We start from the raw sequence: 19,089 nt of genomic DNA on the forward strand, positions 1-19,089 counted from the left end.
ATGAAAAAAGTTTTAATTACAGGAGCTTTAGGACAAATAGGTTCAGAGTTAGTTTTACGTTTAAGAAAAGATTTGGGAAATGATAATGTTATAGCAACAGATATAAGAAAACTTGAAGATAATTTTATTTGTGATGAAGGAATTTTTGAAAAATTAGATGTCACTAATTATGACTCATTTTTACAATTGGCAAAAAAATATGAAGTAGATACAATTATTCATTTAGCAGCTTTATTGTCAGCAACTGCTGAAAAAAATCCTAAATTTGCTTGAGACTTAAATATGAATGGATTGATGAATGCTTTGGAAATAGCTAAAGAATTAAATACTAAATTTTTTGCTCCATCATCAATAGCAGCATATGGACCAGATGCAGAAGCAAATAATACTCCTCAAGATACAGTTATGAACCCTACAACAATGTATGGAGTAACAAAAGTTGCTGGAGAATTATTAGAAAATTATTATAATAAGAAATATGGTGTTGACTCAAGATCAGTAAGGTTCCCAGGATTAATATCTTATAAAGTTGAACCTGGTGGAGGAACTACTGATTATGCTGTTGATATTTATTATCAAGCTTTATTAAATGGTAGCTATGAAAGTTATATTGATAAAGGAACAAAAATGGACATGATGTATATGGATGATACAATTGATGTAATTGTCCAATTAATGAATGCAGATCCAAAAAAATTAATTCATAGAAATTCATTTAATATAACTGCTATGTCTTTTGCACCAGAAGAAATTTTTGAATCAATTAAAAAGTATATCCCAGATTTCAAAATGGATTATAAAGTTGATACTGTTCGTCAAAAAATTGCAGATTCTTGACCAAATAGTATTGATGATAGTTGTGCACGAAAAGAATGAGATTCTAATCCTAAATATAACTTAGATGCAATGACAAAAGAAATGTTAGAAAAATTAAAAGAGAAATTAAAAGCAGAGGGCAAAATTTAATAAATAAGTTTCTTTAACTTTTTAAATTAGAGGAACTTTGCAATTTAAATTAGTTGACTAGTTTCTGTAGATTTATTCTTCGGTTACTAAAACATTTATATATAAAATAATTTATATTTATAATCAAGTTAACCAGTAATTTTTATTTACTGGTTTTTTTAATTAAATAATATGGATTGTAAATTTATTTAAAATTTTAATCTAATTAATTTATATTTGGGATTTATTTTTTGATAAAAAATAATATAATTAGTTTAATATCAAATTTTACATAAGAAAATTTTAAATAACTGGATATTTAATATATTAAAAAATTTTTATGAAATATTTTTCCGTTTATAACTTTCTATTTGGCAATAATAATTGTATAATGATTAAGATTTTTGACTTAGCAAAAAAAGGAGTAGTTTTTAATGGCAAGAGACAAATCAATAGTTAAGAAGCACGGTAAAATAGCAGATCAAATTATTTCACTGGAAGCGGACTATGAAAAATTAAGTGAAACAGAATTATCAAATAAAACACAAGAATTTAAAGAGAGATTAGCAAACGGTGAAACTTTAGATGAACTTTTAGTTGAAGCTTTTGCAGTAGTTAGAGAAGTTGCATTTAGGGTTTTAAAACTAAAAGCTTATAAAGTTCAATTAATTGGTGCTATTATTTTACATCAAGGTGATGTTGCAGAGATGAGAACTGGTGAAGGTAAAACTTTAACTGGTCTTTTTCCTGCATACCTAAATGCTTTATCTGGTTTAGGAGTTCACGTTGTTACTGTTAATGAGTATTTATCTAGAAGAGATAGTGAAATTAATGGTCAAGTTTATGACATGTTAGGAATTAGTGTTGGATTAAATGGTAGAGATTTATCTAAAGAACAAAAAAGAAGTGCTTATTCTAAAGATATTACTTATACAACAAACTCAGAATTGGGATTTGATTACTTAAGAGATAATATGGTATATCGTTTAGATCAAAAAGTTCAAAGAAAACTTAACTTTGCAATTATTGATGAGGCTGACTCAATACTTATTGATGAGGCAAGAACACCTTTAATTATTTCTGGGGGAAGCCAAAATAGAATTAATTTATATAAAGCAGCTGATTCATTTTCTAAATCATTGGATGAAAAAACAGACATTGAAATAGATTTAGAATCAAAACAAGTTTATTTAATTGAACCAGGAATTCAAAAAGCACATAAATTCTTTAGTATTGATAATCTATTTGATTTTAGAAATACTGAGGTATTTCACTTAATTATGAATGCTTTAAAAGCAATGTTTACTTTTAAGAAAGAAGTTGAGTATACTGTTCAAGGTAATGAAATTATTTTAATTGATCAGTTTACAGGAAGAACAATGCCAGGTAGAGCTTATAGTGATGGTTTGCAACAAGCATTACAAGCAAAAGAGGGTGTTGAAATTGAAGAAGAAACAACAACTTTAGCTACAATTACTTATCAAAATTTTTACAGACTTTATAATAAACTTTCAGGAATGACAGGAACTGCAAAAACTGAAGAAGAAGAATTCTTAAAAATATATAATACAAGAGTTATTGTTTGTCCAACAAATAAACCAATTATTAGAGTAGATGAACCAGACTTAACTTTTGGAACAATTAATGCTAAATTAAAACACTTAGTAAAAGACTTAGAAGAAGTAACACAATCTGGAAGACCAGTACTTATTGGAACAACATCAGTTGATTCTTCTGAACAAGTTTCTCATTATTTACAAAAAGCTGGTTTAAAGTTTGAAATGATTAATGCTAAAAATCACCATAGAGAAGCTGAAATAGTTGAAAAAGCTGGACAAGTAGGATCTATAACATTAGCAACAAACATGGCTGGACGTGGAACAGATATTAAACTTTCAGATGAAGCTAGAAAAAATGGTGGTCTGTTTGTTATGGGTATTGAACGTAACGAAGCAAGACGTATTGACAATCAGTTAAGAGGTAGAGCTGGTAGACAAGGTGATCCTGGAAGTTCAAGATTTTATATTTCTATGGAAGATGAATTAATGATTCGTTTCTCAGCTCCTAAATTAAGACAGATGTTTTTAAAATTGGGTGATGATCATATTAAATCAAGACTATTTACAAGAGCAATTACAAATGCTCAAAAAAAACTTGAGGGATTAAATTTTGACCAACGTAAAAATGTTCTTGATTATGATAATATTCTTTCACAACAACGTGAAGCTATTTACTCACAAAGAGATTCAATTTTAGAACAAGAAACTTTAAAGGGAGTTATTGCAAGATTTCAATATACAATTGCATATGAAATTGTGGAAAGAAACTCAGAACTTGTTAGAGGAGAAAGAACAATTAATATCTCTTCTCTAATAAAAGAAATTAACTCAAGATTTGTTATTGAAGGTTCATTAAGTGAAAAAGACTTTGGTGGATTAGAAAAAGCACAAATTGCAAAAAAAATTTCTGAAAGTATGATGGAATTATATTTAAGCAAAACAAACTCTGTACCACAAGAAGTTATAAGTGAAATGGAAAGAAGAACTATTCTTCAATCACTTGACTATCATTGACAAAAACATATTAATATAAATCAAAAATTGAGAAGTGGTATTTATTTACAACAATATGCACAAAATAATCCATTGCATGAATATGTAGAAGAATCAGCTAGGTTATTCAATAAAATGAAAATAATGATTGCAGAAGAAACAATTATTAAACTATATGGATCATTTGTAAGAGAAGTTGGTCCAAATGAAAAAACTATTGAATTTAATAATGAAGAACCAAAAACTATTAACATAAGTGATAAAGATATCGATAAAATTCTAGAAGAATGAGAAATTCCTAAAGAAAAATTTGCAAGAGCAAATGTTGATAAAAGATTTAAAGAACTTAAAAAGGACTTAAAAGGTAAAAAAGAAGAGTTAGAAAAAGTTAAATTTCAATATGCAATTCTTGAGGGTCTAATGAAAAAACTTGATGAAATTTTCTCTCAGCAACAAAAACAATCAGCTGAAATTCCTTTTGAAGAAGTTGAAAGAATGGTAACTAAATTTAAGTTGAAAAAAATCTTTACTGCAAAAGATGTTAAAGCAAGTTATGAAAAATTAGCTAAAAAAGAAACTGATAAAGCTGAAAAAGCAAAACTACTAATTGAAACACAGATATTAATGGCACTAGCAACTGAATTAGAAAAAAAACAAAAAGAATTTAAAGTTTTAGATGAAAATGGTAAAGTTAAAAAAACATTTAAAACTAACCCAGATGGTTCAATTTCAGAAGAAGATATTGAAGACACTGAACAAGTTCAAACAAAAACAAAAATTGGATAGAATATTTTTTCTATTTTTTACAACAAGACAAAAGTCTTGTTTTTTTAATTAATCTATGTAAAATATTGCTAGGCAATATTATTTCTAGGGGCCAATCTCTAGATTTTTTAGGTCTTATTAAAGAGGTAATAATATGGAAAGTAAAAATCAAAAATTTAGTATAGTTACAGAATATAAACCAGATGGAGACCAACCTAATGCAATTAAGAAGTTAATCTCTGGCTTAAAAAACAATGTAAAACATCAAGTTTTAATGGGTGCAACAGGAACAGGAAAAACTTTCACGATGGCAAATGTAATTCAGGAAATGAATAAACCAACACTTGTTTTAGCTCATAATAAAACATTAGCAATGCAATTGTATATTGAGCTAAAAGAGCTATTTCCAAATAATAGAGTTGAATATTATGTTTCCAATTTCGACTTTTATCAGCCAGAGGCATATATTCCATCAAGAGATTTATATATAGATAAAGATGCAAAAAGAAATAATGATTTAGAAATGATGAGACTAAGTTCTATGAATGCTTTAATGATTAGAAGAGATACAATAGTAGTTGCATCTGTTGCATGTATCTATGCAACACAAGATCCAAAAGAGTACGGAGATGTTTTTTTTGAATTAGAAGTTGGTCAAGTTTTATCTAAAAAAGAGTTATTAACTTTTCTTGTTCAAACAGGTTATACTCGAGACGAAAATGATTTAGCTATGGGTTATTTTAGCGCAAAGGGTGATGTTATAAGAATTGCACCAAGTTGAACTGATAAATATCATATTAGAATTTCAATGTTTGGAGATGAGATTGAAGCAATTGAAATGATAGATGTATTAAATAATACGGTTTTAGAAAAAATTAGAATGTTTACAGTTTATCCAGCTGCAGCCTATGTTACAAACTTTGATAAAATGAAATTAGTTGTAGAAAATATTGGTAAAGAATTAAATCAGAGAGTTCAATGATTTCAAGATCAAAAGAAATTTATTGAAGCAGATAGATTAATGAAAAGAACTAAATATGATATGGAAACAATGAGTGAGTTTGGAATATGTAGTGGAATTGAAAATTATTCACCTCACTTAGACTTTAGAACTCCAGGTACTCCACCATTTACTTTAATTGATTATTTTGGTGAAGACTTTTTAACTATTATAGATGAATCTCATATGATGATTCCTCAACTAAATGCTATGTATAATACTGATAGAAGTAGAAAAGAAACTTTGGTTGAACATGGTTTTAGATTGCCAAGTGCTATTGATAATAGACCTTTGAAGTTTCAAGAATTTGCAGGTAAATTAAAAAATGTAATCTATACATCTGCAACCCCAGGTCCGTATGAACTTGATTTAGTTAATAATGATGTAATTGAACAAATCATTAGACCTACAGGATTAGTAGATCCTCAAATTGAAATTCGCTCAACTATTAATCAAATGAATGATATTGTAGATGAGATTAATAAAGTAGTTGCAAAAAAACAAAAGGTCTTTATAACTGCAATTACAATTAGAATTTCTGAAGATATTACAACTTACTTACAATCAAGAAATTTAAAAGTAGCTTACCTACATTCAGAATTAAAAACTTTGGAAAGAAATCAAGTACTAACTGATTTAAGGAAAGGTGTTTATGATGTTATTGTTGGTGTTAACTTATTAAGAGAGGGTTTAGATATTCCTGAAGTAAGTTTAGTTTGTATTCTTGATGCAGATAAACAAGGATTTTTAAGAAATACAAGAAGTTTAATTCAAACAATAGGAAGAGCTGCTAGAAACTCTGAAGGTCGTGTAATTTTTTATGCAGACTCAACTTCTCCTGCTATGAAAGAAGCAATTGAAGAAACTGATAGAAGACGAAATATTCAACAAGAATATAATGAACTTCATGGAATTACTCCAAAAACTATTATCAAAAAAATTACAGATATTATTTCTGATTCAAATATTAGAAACAAAGTTGATGAATTAAAAAAACTAAAGAAAAAAGAAAAAGAAAAGAAAAAGGAAGATTTAATTTCTGATTTAAGAAAACAAATGTTGAGTGTTGCAAAAGAACAAAATTATGAAAAGGCAGCTGAACTTAGAGATCTTATTTTAGAGTTACAAGCAGAAGGGTAAAGGTTATTATGAACAAAAAAATTATTATAAAAGGAGCAAGAGAGCATAATTTAAAAAATATTGATATAGAAATTCCAAAGGAGAAACTTGTAGTTTTTACAGGTTTATCTGGTAGTGGAAAATCGTCACTAGCTTTTAATACTATTTATGCTGAAGGTGAAAGAAGATATATTGAATCATTATCTTCATTTTCACGACAATTTTTAAAATCTGTAGAAAAGCCTGACGTTGACGAAATTGAAGGTTTAAGTCCTGCTATTTCAATTGATCAAAAAACAACAAGTCATAATCCAAGATCAACTGTAGGAACAACAACAGAAATACATGATCATCTTAGATTATTATTTGCAAATATTGGAACTCCATTTTGTGTAAACGGTCATGGACCAATTAAAACATCATCTCTTAAAGAAATTATAGAGACATTAAAAAAAGAAACAAAAGAAGAAGATCAAATCTTTATTTTAGCTCCAGTTATAAGAGATAAAAAAGGAACTCATAAAGATCTCTTTATAAAATTAAAAAGAGAAAACTTTTTAAGAGTTCAAATAAATGGCGAAGTAAGAAATCTTGAAGAAGATATTCAATTAGAACAAAATAAAAGACATAATATTGATATTGTTGTAGACAGATTAATTTTTAAAGCAGGAGATGAAGAACTTCAATCAAGAATTTATTCAGCAATAGAAGTTGGGTTAGGATACTCAAATGGTCTTATTAAAATTTATTATCCAAAGAGAAATAATGAAACAAAATTATTCTCAACAAAATATTCTTGTAGTGAATGTGGTTTTTCAATTCCAAACTTAGAAGCTAATCTATTTTCTTTTAATAAAAAAAATGGAGCTTGCGAAACTTGTTCAGGTTTAGGGGTTAATTTAGAAGCAGATCCAGGTCTGATAATTCCAGACCCTTCATTATCTATTCGTGAAGGTGGTATTTTATATTATAAAAATATTGTTGATTCAACAAACATAGAATGACAAAAATTTAAGTTACTTTGTGATTATTATTTAATTGATATAAATTCACAAATAAATAAATTAAATGAAAAACAAATAAATGTTATTTTATATGGAAGTGATGAACCAATTGAAACTAAAATTACTACTGTTAGTGGAAATACATTAAGAGCTTTTGATTATATTGAAGGAATTGCAAATATTATTGAAAGAAAATATATTGAAACTAAATCAGAAGATAATAGAAAATATTATGGAAAATATATGATGTCAAAGGTTTGTAAAACTTGTAAGGGAAAAAGATTAAATGACATTGCATTAAGTGTTAAAATTAATGACATCTCAATTGCTGACTTTGTAGAATTAACTATTGAAGAGGAATTAACTTTCCTACTAAACTTAAATTTAAATGAGCAACAAGCAAAAATTGCAAGTCTTGTTTTAAATCAACTTGTTTCAAGAATTAGTTTTTTAAATGAAGTTGGTTTAAATTACTTAACACTTTCTAGAAGTGCAACAACTCTTTCTGGAGGAGAAGCTCAAAGAATTAGACTAGCAAAACAATTAGGTTCAAAATTATCAGGAGTTCTTTATGTTTTAGATGAACCTTCAATTGGTTTACATCAAAGAGACAATGATAAATTAATTACTACCTTAAAAAAACTAAGAGATTTAGGAAATACTTTAATTGTTGTAGAACACGATGAAGATACAATGAAAGCATCAGATTGAATAGTTGATATTGGGCCTGGTGCTGGAGTTGAAGGTGGAAATATTACAGCACAAGGTACATATGAAGATATTTGTAAAAATCCAAATTCCTTAACAGGAAAATATCTATCTAAGCAATTATCAATTCCTACCCCAAAAAAACGTAGAGGTGGTAATGGCTTAAAAATTGAAATAAAGGGTGCTAGTGAAAATAATTTAAAAAATATTGATGTAACTCTTCCATTAGGTAAATTTATCTCAGTTACAGGAGTTAGTGGAAGTGGAAAATCAACTTTGGTTGAAGAAGTTATTTATAAAGGATTAAAAAAAGAAATAAACAAAGAATTAATTCGTCCAGGTAAATATAAATCAATGAAAGGTTGAGAAAACATTGATAAAATAATTTATGTATCACAAGATCCTATTGGTAAAACACCAAGATCTAATCCAGCAACATATACATCTGTTTTTGATGATATTAGAGATCTTTACACAGAGATTCCCGAGTCTAAAATTAGGGGTTATAAAAAAGGAAGATTTAGTTTTAATGTTCCTGGTGGAAGATGTGATTCATGTTGAGGAGATGGTGTTGTTCGTGTTGATATGCAATTTCTTGGATATGTAGAAGTGGTTTGTGAAATATGTGATGGAAAAAGATATAATGAAGAAACTCTTCAAATAAAATATAGAGGAAAAAATATCTGAAATGTCTTAAGTATGACTGTTCAAGAAGCTCATGATTTTTTTGAAAATATTCCTAAAATTAGAGAGAAGTTAGAAACAATACTAGCGGTAGGTCTTGGTTATATAAAATTAGGACAGAATGCAACAACACTTTCTGGTGGAGAAGCACAAAGAGTTAAATTATCAACTTTCTTATTAAAAAGACAAACTGGAAAAACTTTATTTTTATTAGATGAACCAACAACAGGTTTACATATTGATGATGTAAAAAGATTAATAAGTGTTCTAAATATTTTAGTTGATCAAGGAAATACAGTTTTGACAATTGAACATAATCTTGATTTTATAAAAGTTTCAGACTATGTAATTGATTTAGGTCCTGAAGGTGGAAGCGGAGGAGGAACTATTCTTGCTACTGGTACACCAGAACAAATAATTGAAAATAAAGACAGTTTTACTGCCAAATATTTAAAGGAGTATTTAAATGATTAGTGTCGAAGAAAATTTAATACCTTCTGAAATAATTTTTAAAAAGAACTATAATTTAAAAAAATTATTAGAAGATATTGGTAATCCTCAAAATAGTTTTAATGTTATTAATGTTGTAGGAACAAATGGTAAAGGATCAACTTCACAATTTATTTTCAATGGTCTAAAAACCAAGTTTAAAAAAGTGGGCCTATTTATATCACCTGCATTTTTAAATCAAAATGAGAGAATTCAATATAATGGTGAAATGATTTCTGATGAAAACTTAAAAAGGCTGCTTGCAGAAAACCAAAAGTTAATTAAAAAATATGAGTTAACTTTTTTTGAAATTTGAACACTTATTGCAATTCTATATTTCTATGAATTAAAAATTGATATAGCTGTTATTGAAGCAGGAATTGGTGGTTTAAAAGATTCAACAAGTGTTTTTGAAAAACAATTGGCAGTTTGTGTAACTTCTCTTGGTATGGATCATCAAGAAGTTTTGGGATATACAATCGAAGAAATTATTTATCAAAAATTAACTATTGCAAAAGAGAATGTCAAAATATTTTTAAGTGCAGATAATATAAAATATAAAAAAATTATTAAAAAAGTAAATGATAATCCAAAGTTCTTTACAAAAAAAATTATTGACCCGATATATTTTCAAAGTTTTAATAAAGGATTAGCTATTGAACTACTTAATTATTTGGGTATTACAATCAATTCATTTGAAGAAGCTCCACTTGGTAGGTATAGCCTATTAAAGAAAGATCCAATTTTTATTATTGATGGTTGTCATAATTATGATGGAGCTTTAAAACTATCTAAACAAATAAAACAAATTAAAGACCTTATAATTTTGTTTGGTGCAAGTGAAGGTAAAGACTATAAGAAAATATTGGAAGGCTTAAAAAAGAGAGATAGAAAAATTTATTTAACAGAATTTGATCATAAAAAATCTTGAAAAATAAATAAAGAAGATTTTACAGATTTTACAATTGTCAAAGATTGAAAAGATTTTCTTAAAGAAAATAGGCATAAAAATATATTAGTTTGTGGAAGTCTATACTTTATTCCATTAATATATAAATGAATGGAGGAGGAGTAAAATGTCTTTATATTTATATACAAATATTGCAGCCATATTTCTTGTCCTAGGTATTCTATTGTGCGCTTTGGCATTAGAAAATTTCACTTTCAAAAAAATTAGTTTAAAGCACTTAACTGTAATTTCATTATTTGCAGCTTGTAGTGCAGTATTGACAGGTTTCACTTATAATTTTCCACCAATTTTTGGAAATATTCATATAGCTTTAGGGGATTGAATTATCTTTCTAATAGGTCTTTTATTTGGTCCATTATGTGGAGTTATTTCTGCAATTTGTACAGATACCTTAATGGCAATTGTCATGCCTAGCAGTTACGGTTATCATGGTGGTTATATGTTTGGTAAATGTGTTTTGGCATTTTTTGGATCTCTTGTTTTCTTAACAAGAGCACAAAATAGAATATTATTAAAAGTAATAATTTTATATTCAGTAGCATATATTTTTCAAAGTTTAATATTAAATCAAATTTGAATGATGTCTTGAAAAGGAAATGCTGCTTGGGTTGATTTTGCAGCTAAATTAATTAAGTTACCAATAACTTTACCAATTTATATTTCCTTTACTTATTCAACATTTTTACCTATAAGAAAAATGTTAAAAAGCTGAAATACTGAGTTTGTATGGTGTTTTAAAACGGAATACTTATTAAAAAATCTAGATTACTAAATCTAGATTTTTTAATTAATTTATTAGATATAATTACTATTGAGGTAAAAAAATGAGTAAACTTTATGCAAAAAAAATAATTGAAGAATTTAAACTAAAAGTAGTTTCAGGTCAAAATAAGTTGGAAAATCAAATTGATGTCTATGGAATTAATAGAGCAGGTTTAGAACTAACTGGTTACTTTGAAAGTGGAGAGAAGTCTCATAGAATAATTGTTATGTCTACAAAGGAATATTTGTATATTATGAACTTCGAAGAAAAAGAAAGAAGACTAAGATATCAGAAGCTTTTTTCAAGAAATATACCTTTGATAATTCTTACAGATAAATTTGAAGATAATTTAGCAATTGAAGTTGCCAAAGAGACAGACTCTTTACTTGTGAGAACTAGAACAGAATCAACAAGTGATTTTACTCAAAATGTTCTTGAGTTTATGGATGACTATTTCGCACCTGTAGTTGAAGTACATGCTTCTTGTGTAAATATCTTTGGTAAGGGTGTTTTATTAATTGGAGAATCAGGAATAGGGAAATCAGAAATTACATTAGACTTAGTAAAAACAAATCACTTATTTGTAGGTGATGATAGAATAGTTATTACTAAAAAGTCAAATGAATTATATGGTAAAAGCCATGAAATATTAAAAAATTTAGTTGAAGTTAGAGGAATTGGTATAGTGGATGTTTCACAAACAAATGGATATCAAGTTATTTTAGAAAAAACAAAAATCGATCTTGTTATTGAATTAACACAATTTAAAAAAAATGGTATTGATGATTCAGAGAGATTGGGTACTTCTTTTGCAACATATGAAATATTAGGGGTTTTAGTTCCTTATATTAAAATTCCTGTTTCTTCAGGAAGAAATATTCCAAATATAATTGAAGCAGCGGTTGCTAAATTAAAAATTAAACAAAGTGGACTTTATAAAGATGAAACTGAAATATTAAGTGAAAGAGCAATTAAGTTTAACAATGATTAGCTTTTTATCTAATATTATTTGAGAAAATGGAGAAAAGATTCCATATGAATCTGACTCACTATCATTTTTATATTCTCTTTTAGTTGTTGCTGGTATTTTAAGTGTAATATTTGTTTCTGCTTTCAAATTATATAAAAGAGGAATTCCACTAAAAGACTTTATGAATGGAATATACATATCGCTACCTGTAGGAATTATTGGAGCAAGTATATTTGGAAAATTAGGATCATCAGGAGATCAATGGAAGTTATATATGTTAATTTTCTTTTGGGAGCCTGGAATGAGTTTTTTTGGTTCGATGCTTTGTGGAGGAACTGCTGCATTTTTATGGCTATGACATAAAAGTAGATATACTAAAATCTCAATTTATGTTTATGCAGATTGTATTGTTCCAAATATATTATTAGGTCAATCAATTGGAAGATGAGGTAACTTATTTAATCATGAAATATTAGGAAGAGAAGTACATGATTTAAATAAAATAAACTGATTGCCAGATTTTATTTGACATAGATTATTTTATTTTAAAGATTTAACTACATCTTCGGAATTGGAAACACTTCAATTTCGTGAACCTCTATTTCTGTATGAATCTTTTGCCACATTACTTCTTTGAATTTTAATTACTTTTGTTTTTGCTAATCTATGAAAGGTAATTAGTAAAAAACCATGAAAAGTTGATCCAGAAAACTTCCCATGTAAATGAAATAAAAGTTTTAAGTCTATTTATGAAAAAGATTTAAAAAGTTATAATACACAAACTACTATTGAATATTTAAAGGATAAAGATGGTAAGTTATATTTGTCAACATCATGAGCTTGAAAAAAAGCTTATACATTGTATGAACCTCCAAAAGATTTAGTTGAAAAAGCACAAGAAAAAATAGAGAAAAGAAAAATATTAGCAATAAAGGCAAAACAAAAATATCAGTCTATAATTAGAAAAAATAATGAAGAAATTGAAAAGCAAAGAGTTAAATTGAAAAGTAATAAAATAACAAAACAAGAGTTTTATAACTTTAAAAGCGAATTAAAGAAAAGTAGTAAAGTTGAATTACAGAAATTAAAATTAGAAAAAAATCAACTTGTAGTTTTTCTAAAAAGTGATTCAAAAGAACTGTATGAAATAAATAATCCAAATAATTATAAAATTATTCACAGTGGAGTATTAGCAGGAATATATATCTTAGGTTATACTATTATAAGACTTATCCTTGATCAGTTAAGAAATCCTTATGAGTTAACTGTAAAAGATAATGTGGTTTTAAATTATTTATTTTTAGCAGGATTTTTGCTATTAGGGTTAGCTGTAATTATATTTGCACAATTTATAGCTCCAAAAAAATGAAGGGAAGAAGGTTGATTATATGAAAAATCATATTAATGTTGATTATGATTTGATAATAGCAGGTGCAGGACCTGCTGGTTTGAGTGCAGCAATATATGCTGGTAGAGCAGGTTTAAATGTACTTGTTTTAGAAAAAGAAGCACCTGGAGGTAAAGTTATTAAAACTGGAGAAATTGAAAATTATCCAGGGTTTACAAATATTCAAGGACCAGATTTAGCTATGCACTTTTTTGAGCAAGCTACAGCAATGGGAGCAAAATTTGAGTTCTCTGGTTTAAAAGATTTTGAAAAAAAGGAATCCTTTAATATAACATTAGAAAATGGAAAAACTTTAACATCAAAAGCTTTAGTAATTGCTACTGGAACAAAAGAGAATTTATTGGGGGTTCCTGGAGAAATTGAACTTTATGGTAAGGGAGTATCTTATTGCGCTGTTTGTGATGGAAGTTTTTATAAGGAAATGCCAGTTGCAGTTGTTGGTGGAGGATATAGTGCAATTGAAGAAGCTATATTTTTAACAAGATTTGTCTCAAAAGTATATTTAATTCATAGAAGTAAAAAATTTAGAGTGGATAATAAAACATTGGAAAAGGCTAAATCTAATGAAAAAATAGTATTTATTTTGGACTCAGTTGTTGAAAGTATTGAAGGTAGTGATAAAGTCTCATTAATTAAAATAAAAAACATTTTAGAAAATACTACATCAAAAATTGATGTAAATGCTATTTTTCCATTTATTGGACATTATCCAGTCACAAGTTTTGTAAAACAAATTCAGATCTTAAATGAAGAAAAACACATTATTGGTGATGAAAGAATGAAAACTAAAATAGAAGGTCTATTTGTTGCGGGAGATGTTAGAAATACACCGTTTAGACAAATTGCAACAGCTACTTCTGATGGAGCGATTGCGGGTCAAAATGCTGTAAATTATATTGAAAATCTTGATTAATTATCAAGGTTTTTTATTAATTGCTATGTTAAAATAATTTAAGTTAAAAAAGGTGTTGAGAAAATGTTTTATAGCTGAATACAAAAGGACAATTGAAAAGAAGCTACAGAATGATGAACTGTCAGAGATGATTATGGAATTATTCATGTTTATGCACTAACAATGACTTTAGGAGTTATTTTTGCTGTCGGTATTTCTGCAATAAAACTTTATAGAAGAGGAGTTTCACTTACTGAATTATGAATTGGAGCAGCTATAATTGTTCCAGTATCTTTAATAGGAGCAAGTTTTTTTGGTAAGTTAAATGCAGCAGGTTATGGTCAAAATAACTCTGGCTTTTTTGGACTCTTTGCTTTCTGAAATGGTGGTATGGCAATTCATGGTGGAGTTTATGTTGGAACTTTGGCAGGATTGATAATATTTTATTTTTTAGGTAGAAGAACAAAAGTATCATTATGGGTATATACTGATTGCATAATTCCAAATATTCTTATTGGTCAGGGAATTGGAAGATGAGGAAATTTCTTCAATCATGAAATATTTGGTAAACCATTAGCAGAATGAAATTCAAAATCTACTACTTTAAATTGATTACCAGAAGTAATTAGAAGAAACATGGTTTGAACTTATTCTGGAAAAGATGGCGAAACTTTAAATGGTTTAGTACTTGAAAATGGCAAAGATTATATTATGTCACCAATATTTTTATATGAGTCAATGAGTTTAATAGCAGCGTGACTAATAATAACTTTTATAATACCTAACATTGGTAAATGGTTTGGGAAAAAACCTTGAAAACAAGAAACATCATTTACAGGACTTTCTAGTTATGAAGCTTGACAACTATCTAAATTTAATATTTGAAAAAAAGAAGTATATGCAAATCATCATAAAAAAGAAATAGAAGTATATAAGACAGAAGTAACTAAAATTGATGATAAAAATTATGTTAAAAGAAAATGAAAACAAGGAAAACTTTTATCCAAATGTAACAACCCCGAAAACTATACTTTAATTAGATCGGGGGTGCAAGCAGGAGCATATTTCTTTGCATGAAACTTGGTAAGATTCATTTTAGAAGTAGGAAGACCAGATGATCATTTATTCTTAATGTATCAAAGAACTTTATCTTTAACCATAATTGGTTTATCAATGTTCTTTGGTTTATTAGTAGCAATAATGGCACAATTTGTTTTTCCATATTTATTTAGAACTACAGGTTTTATATATGAACAAGAATATTTCTACTTAGACCATGAAAATAATAAGGAGTTTAAAAAGGAAATAGAAACAAAGAAAATAGAGAAAAACAAGATTAAAGAAGAAAAAGCAAGACAAAAATTAAAAGAAAAATTAGAAAAAAAATAGGAGGGTAATATGTCTTTTGCAATGGAAGTTAAAGAAGAAATTTTGAACCACACTTTTACAAATGAGCAAAAGATTATGTTACTCTCTGGTTTTATAAAATATAATGGTGAAATTATATATGCGAATAGTGGAGTTGCTTTAAGACTTACAAGTAATAGTAATAACATTATTAGACATGTATTTTCGCTTTTAAAAACAATATATAATGGAAAAATTGAGATATCAATTATACAAGTTCAAAAACTTAGAAATAGTAAAAGTTATCAACTTACGCTAACTGAAAATGTCATTGAATTTTTATCAGAAAATGATATATTTCATCCAGAGTTAGCAAATAAAATAATTGAAATTAATTTAGAAAAATATATTAAAAAAACTTGAGAAGGATTAACACGAGCCTATATTTCTGGACTATTTATAGCTATTGGAAGTGTTAATTCTCCTGAAACTACAAATTATCATTTAGAGTTACAATTTAAAGAAAATGAATCAGCTCAATATATTAGAAAAGTTTTAAAGAAATACCACTTTAACTTTAAAACTACAAATAAAAGAAATAAAATAGTTTGCTATATTAAAAAATCTATAGCTGTTTCTGATTTCCTAAAATTCATAGATGCTCCAATTTCTGTTATGAAATTTGAAAACACAAGAATTAATAGAGATGTTAGTAACAATATAAATAGAATGATAAATATAGATATCTATAATCAGCAGAAATCGTCAGAGACTGGATTAAAGCAGATAGAAGAGATTAACAAAATTATAAAAAATAATCTTCTCCTTGAATTATCGCCTAAAGCTCAGTTGCTGTCAGAAATAAGATTAGAGAATCCAGACGCATCGTTTTCAGAATTGGAAGTCTTAATGAACGATAAAAATATATCAATAACAAAATCTGGAATAAGCAATTTATTTAGAATGATAAATAAATTGGCAAATACAATTGGAGAATAAATATGGAAAAAAACATTATAAAAACATTTAGTAAGAACATGAAAAGAATAAGGGTAGATGCAAAATTAACACAGGAAGAATTAAGCTTCACTTCAGAGCTACACAGAAATTATATTTCCGATACTGAAAGAGGTAAAAGAAATATATCATTAAAATCTGTTGAAAAAATAGCAAAAGCACTAAATGTAGAGCCAATTGAATTTTTTAGGGACGTAGATTAGTATTAAAAAAACAGAACTTAGATTCTGTGAATATAATCCTCTATGTATAGAGTTAGAATAAAAAAATTCTAATATAATCTATATAGAAGAGGATTTTTTATATGGCAAATTTTAAAGGAAATAAATCAAATATGGTATCTTTGGAAACTAAAATAGAAGTTGCAAAGGATTGAGCAATTAATCAACAAAGTTGAAAGAAATTAGCAAAAAAACATAATGTTTCATATTCTGCTGCAAGAAAATGAGCTTTAGGATATGAAGAATATGGAATTGAATATCTCAAGAAGATTTCTTCAAGAAAGGGACAAACCGCAGGAATTAAAAAAATTGATATAGAGCTAAAAAATAACCCATTTAGAAAAGAGATTCTGGAACTTAAAAAGAAAAATAAACTTTTAGAAATGGAGAATGAGATACTAAAAAAGTTCAATCAGTTCCTGGAGGATTGAGAAAAAAACAACAATTAAAGTATAACTATATTGAGAAAAATAAATCTGATTGATCAATTATTTTTTTATGTAAAGCACTTAAAACAACACAATCAAGTTATTACAGGTGAGTAAAAAAAGAAAGGCCCTCATTTAATTATAAGTTTGATGAGGTTTTAGCCGATTATATTTTAGAGATATTTAATTATTATAATCATATTTATGGTTATCCTAGAATCAATATAGTTTTAAAGCGCTTTTATAATATCAATGTTTCAAATAAATTAGTTTATAAATATATGAAACTTTTGGGAATAAGATCAAAAATTAGAATAAAGAGAAATATAAAACCAAAAGAGATCAAAGTTAGAAATTCTAAATACCCTAATATTGTTAATAGGCAATGAAATAGTTTTGATAAAGGTGAATTATTTGTAACGGACGTTACATATTTGCCTTATGGTTATAATAAGTTTGCATATTTGAGTATTATGAAAGATGTTAATACTGGCTTTATAGTTGGATATGATATATCTATGAGAAATGATAATAAAATTTATTTTAGAACATTGAAAATGGCTGAAGGCTATATGCTAAAAAATAAGAACTTAATAATTCACTCAGATAATGGCTTTCAATATACATCAATTTTTAGTCAGATGTATTGTAAGATGAATAAAATCTCTATATCTTTAAGTAGACCTGGAAACTCACTAGATAATGCTGCTTGTGAAACTTTTTTTTCTTCTTTAAAAACAGAGTGATATCAAAAGAACTTGAACTCTTTTCAAGAAGTATACAATAATGTTTTGGAGTATATTCAATTTTATAATTTCAAAAGAATAATGGTAAAGCATGAAAAAACACCATGAGAAACATGGTGTTCTAAATAGAATAAAAAAGCTATTCTATACTTGACATAATATGCTTAGAACTTAGATTCTGTTTTTTTTTTTTTTTTAATAAACAATAACTTTAGTTAAATTATCAAAATCTGCATTATTCTTAATATTTTTGTAACCCTCATACAGAATGTATGATTTAAAACCCTTTGCTTTTAAACTCTTATAAATAGATAAATGACTTCTTGAATCTTCATCAATAATAAGTACCTTATTTTTTTTATCTAATATTTTAAAATACTTTAAATTAAAAGTAAGTAGAGGAATATTTATAGATCCTTTAAGGTGATTTTGATTATATGAAATGCTATTTCTAATATCAATAACTTGTCACTTTTTACTCTTTAAAATATTATTGAGACTTTTCATATTTTTCGTTTTATATTTAGCCTTAAAAGCATTTTTTCTAAAAATCTTTTCTAAAAATTTAAATACATATTCTAGTCATTGCATTTTTTATCACCAAACTAATTATAACTTGAAAATAATAAATTTTCATAATGCTTATTGGAATAATTCTCTTAATTATTCCATTTTATAGCAAGATAGATGTATAAAATATTCTTTTTTTGTAGCAATTGTAGTATTATATACTTAATGAATGGAGGCCTTGTATGAATTTACTTGCCGGAACAGCGTCACAACAAACACTAGCAAATCAAATAATTTTAGGTTTTGAAATTCTTGGATTAATTGTCTCAATATTAATGATAATTGTTGGTTTAGTACAGAACAAAAGCTCGCAAACTGGATTAAGTGCTTTAAATGGTGGTAATGATGAATTATTCTCAAACTCCAAAGAGAGAGGTATGGATAAGACAACATCAATTTGGATGTTCAGCTTAGGAATTACACTATTTATAATTACAATTGTAATGGGAATTATTTCAAACACTGTTCTAAGTTAATAGTGTTTTTTTTAA

16 protein-coding genes are annotated in these 19,089 nt (G+C 26.9%); 15 read left to right on the forward strand and 1 reads right to left on the reverse strand.

Annotation, left to right across the window (positions count from 1 at the left end):
* From AAHM99_RS04125 to AAHM99_RS04190, 14 genes are all read left to right on the forward strand, one after another.
* Positions 1–966, forward strand: coding sequence for an L-threonine 3-dehydrogenase (locus AAHM99_RS04125; protein WP_342275439.1), 966 nt, complete (start codon positions 1–3; stop codon positions 964–966).
* Between the two features lie 413 nt (positions 967–1,379).
* Positions 1,380–4,283 carry a preprotein translocase subunit SecA gene (gene secA, locus AAHM99_RS04130; protein WP_342275440.1) on the forward strand — a complete coding sequence of 968 codons (2,904 nt, stop codon included), beginning with the start codon at positions 1,380–1,382 and terminating at the stop codon, positions 4,281–4,283.
* A 133-nt stretch (positions 4,284–4,416) separates the two neighbouring features.
* Positions 4,417–6,402 carry an excinuclease ABC subunit UvrB gene (gene uvrB, locus AAHM99_RS04135; RefSeq protein WP_342275441.1) on the forward strand — a complete coding sequence of 662 codons (1,986 nt, stop codon included), beginning with the start codon at positions 4,417–4,419 and terminating at the stop codon, positions 6,400–6,402.
* A 5-nt stretch (positions 6,403–6,407) separates the two neighbouring features.
* Positions 6,408–9,251, forward strand: a complete 2,844-nt coding sequence (gene uvrA / locus AAHM99_RS04140) for an excinuclease ABC subunit UvrA (protein WP_425288807.1) — start codon at positions 6,408–6,410, stop codon at positions 9,249–9,251.
* Positions 9,244–10,341 (forward strand): bifunctional folylpolyglutamate synthase/dihydrofolate synthase, encoded by a 1,098-nt coding sequence (locus AAHM99_RS04145; RefSeq protein ID WP_342275443.1) that lies wholly within the window; start codon positions 9,244–9,246, stop codon positions 10,339–10,341. Before uvrA ends, AAHM99_RS04145 begins: the two co-directional genes overlap by 8 nt.
* Before the next feature lies 1 nt (position 10,342).
* A complete protein-coding gene (locus AAHM99_RS04150; protein ID WP_342275444.1) occupies positions 10,343–11,008 on the forward strand; it encodes a folate family ECF transporter S component in 666 nt (221 codons plus the stop codon).
* 52 nt (positions 11,009–11,060) lie between these two features.
* Positions 11,061–11,990: an HPr(Ser) kinase/phosphatase gene (gene hprK / locus AAHM99_RS04155; RefSeq protein WP_342275445.1), complete on the forward strand. Its 930-nt coding sequence runs from the start codon at positions 11,061–11,063 to the stop codon at positions 11,988–11,990.
* On the forward strand, positions 11,959–13,374 hold the full coding sequence (locus AAHM99_RS04160) for a prolipoprotein diacylglyceryl transferase (RefSeq protein WP_342275446.1): 1,416 nt from the start codon (positions 11,959–11,961) through the stop codon (positions 13,372–13,374). The genes hprK and AAHM99_RS04160 overlap by 32 nt, the downstream gene beginning before the upstream one ends.
* Positions 13,358–14,290: a thioredoxin-disulfide reductase gene (trxB, locus tag AAHM99_RS04165; protein WP_342275447.1), complete on the forward strand. Its 933-nt coding sequence runs from the start codon at positions 13,358–13,360 to the stop codon at positions 14,288–14,290. The genes AAHM99_RS04160 and trxB overlap by 17 nt, the downstream gene beginning before the upstream one ends.
* Positions 14,291–14,353: 63 nt before the next feature.
* Complete coding sequence (locus AAHM99_RS04170; RefSeq protein WP_342275448.1) at positions 14,354–15,658, forward strand: prolipoprotein diacylglyceryl transferase; 1,305 nt, start codon at positions 14,354–14,356, stop codon at positions 15,656–15,658.
* A 9-nt stretch (positions 15,659–15,667) separates the two neighbouring features.
* Positions 15,668–16,615, forward strand: coding sequence for a DNA-binding protein WhiA (gene whiA / locus AAHM99_RS04175; protein ID WP_342275449.1), 948 nt, complete (start codon positions 15,668–15,670; stop codon positions 16,613–16,615).
* Positions 16,616–16,617: 2 nt separating this feature from the next.
* Positions 16,618–16,836 carry a helix-turn-helix domain-containing protein gene (locus tag AAHM99_RS04180; protein ID WP_339029844.1) on the forward strand — a complete coding sequence of 73 codons (219 nt, stop codon included), beginning with the start codon at positions 16,618–16,620 and terminating at the stop codon, positions 16,834–16,836.
* Positions 16,837–16,937: 101 nt separating this feature from the next.
* Positions 16,938–17,303, forward strand: a complete 366-nt coding sequence (locus AAHM99_RS04185; protein ID WP_342274828.1) for a helix-turn-helix domain-containing protein — start codon at positions 16,938–16,940, stop codon at positions 17,301–17,303.
* On the forward strand, positions 17,282–18,157 hold the full coding sequence (locus AAHM99_RS04190) for an IS3 family transposase (RefSeq protein WP_342274829.1): 876 nt from the start codon (positions 17,282–17,284) through the stop codon (positions 18,155–18,157). Before AAHM99_RS04185 ends, AAHM99_RS04190 begins: the two co-directional genes overlap by 22 nt.
* 66 nt (positions 18,158–18,223) lie before the next feature.
* On the opposite strand, the gene AAHM99_RS04195 is transcribed toward AAHM99_RS04190, so the two are convergent.
* Positions 18,224–18,619: a rhodanese-like domain-containing protein gene (locus AAHM99_RS04195; protein WP_342275450.1), complete on the reverse strand. Its 396-nt coding sequence runs from the start codon at positions 18,617–18,619 to the stop codon at positions 18,224–18,226.
* Positions 18,620–18,780: 161 nt separating this feature from the next.
* Here AAHM99_RS04195 and secG point away from each other — a divergent pair, with 161 nt between their 5' ends.
* Positions 18,781–19,074 (forward strand): preprotein translocase subunit SecG, encoded by a 294-nt coding sequence (secG, locus tag AAHM99_RS04200; protein WP_053945765.1) that lies wholly within the window; start codon positions 18,781–18,783, stop codon positions 19,072–19,074.
* The last annotated feature ends 15 nt before the right edge of the window (positions 19,075–19,089 follow it).

Source organism: Spiroplasma endosymbiont of Cantharis lateralis, assembly GCF_964030855.1.
Classification (GTDB): domain Bacteria; phylum Bacillota_I; class Bacilli_A; order Mycoplasmatales; family Mycoplasmataceae; genus Spiroplasma_A.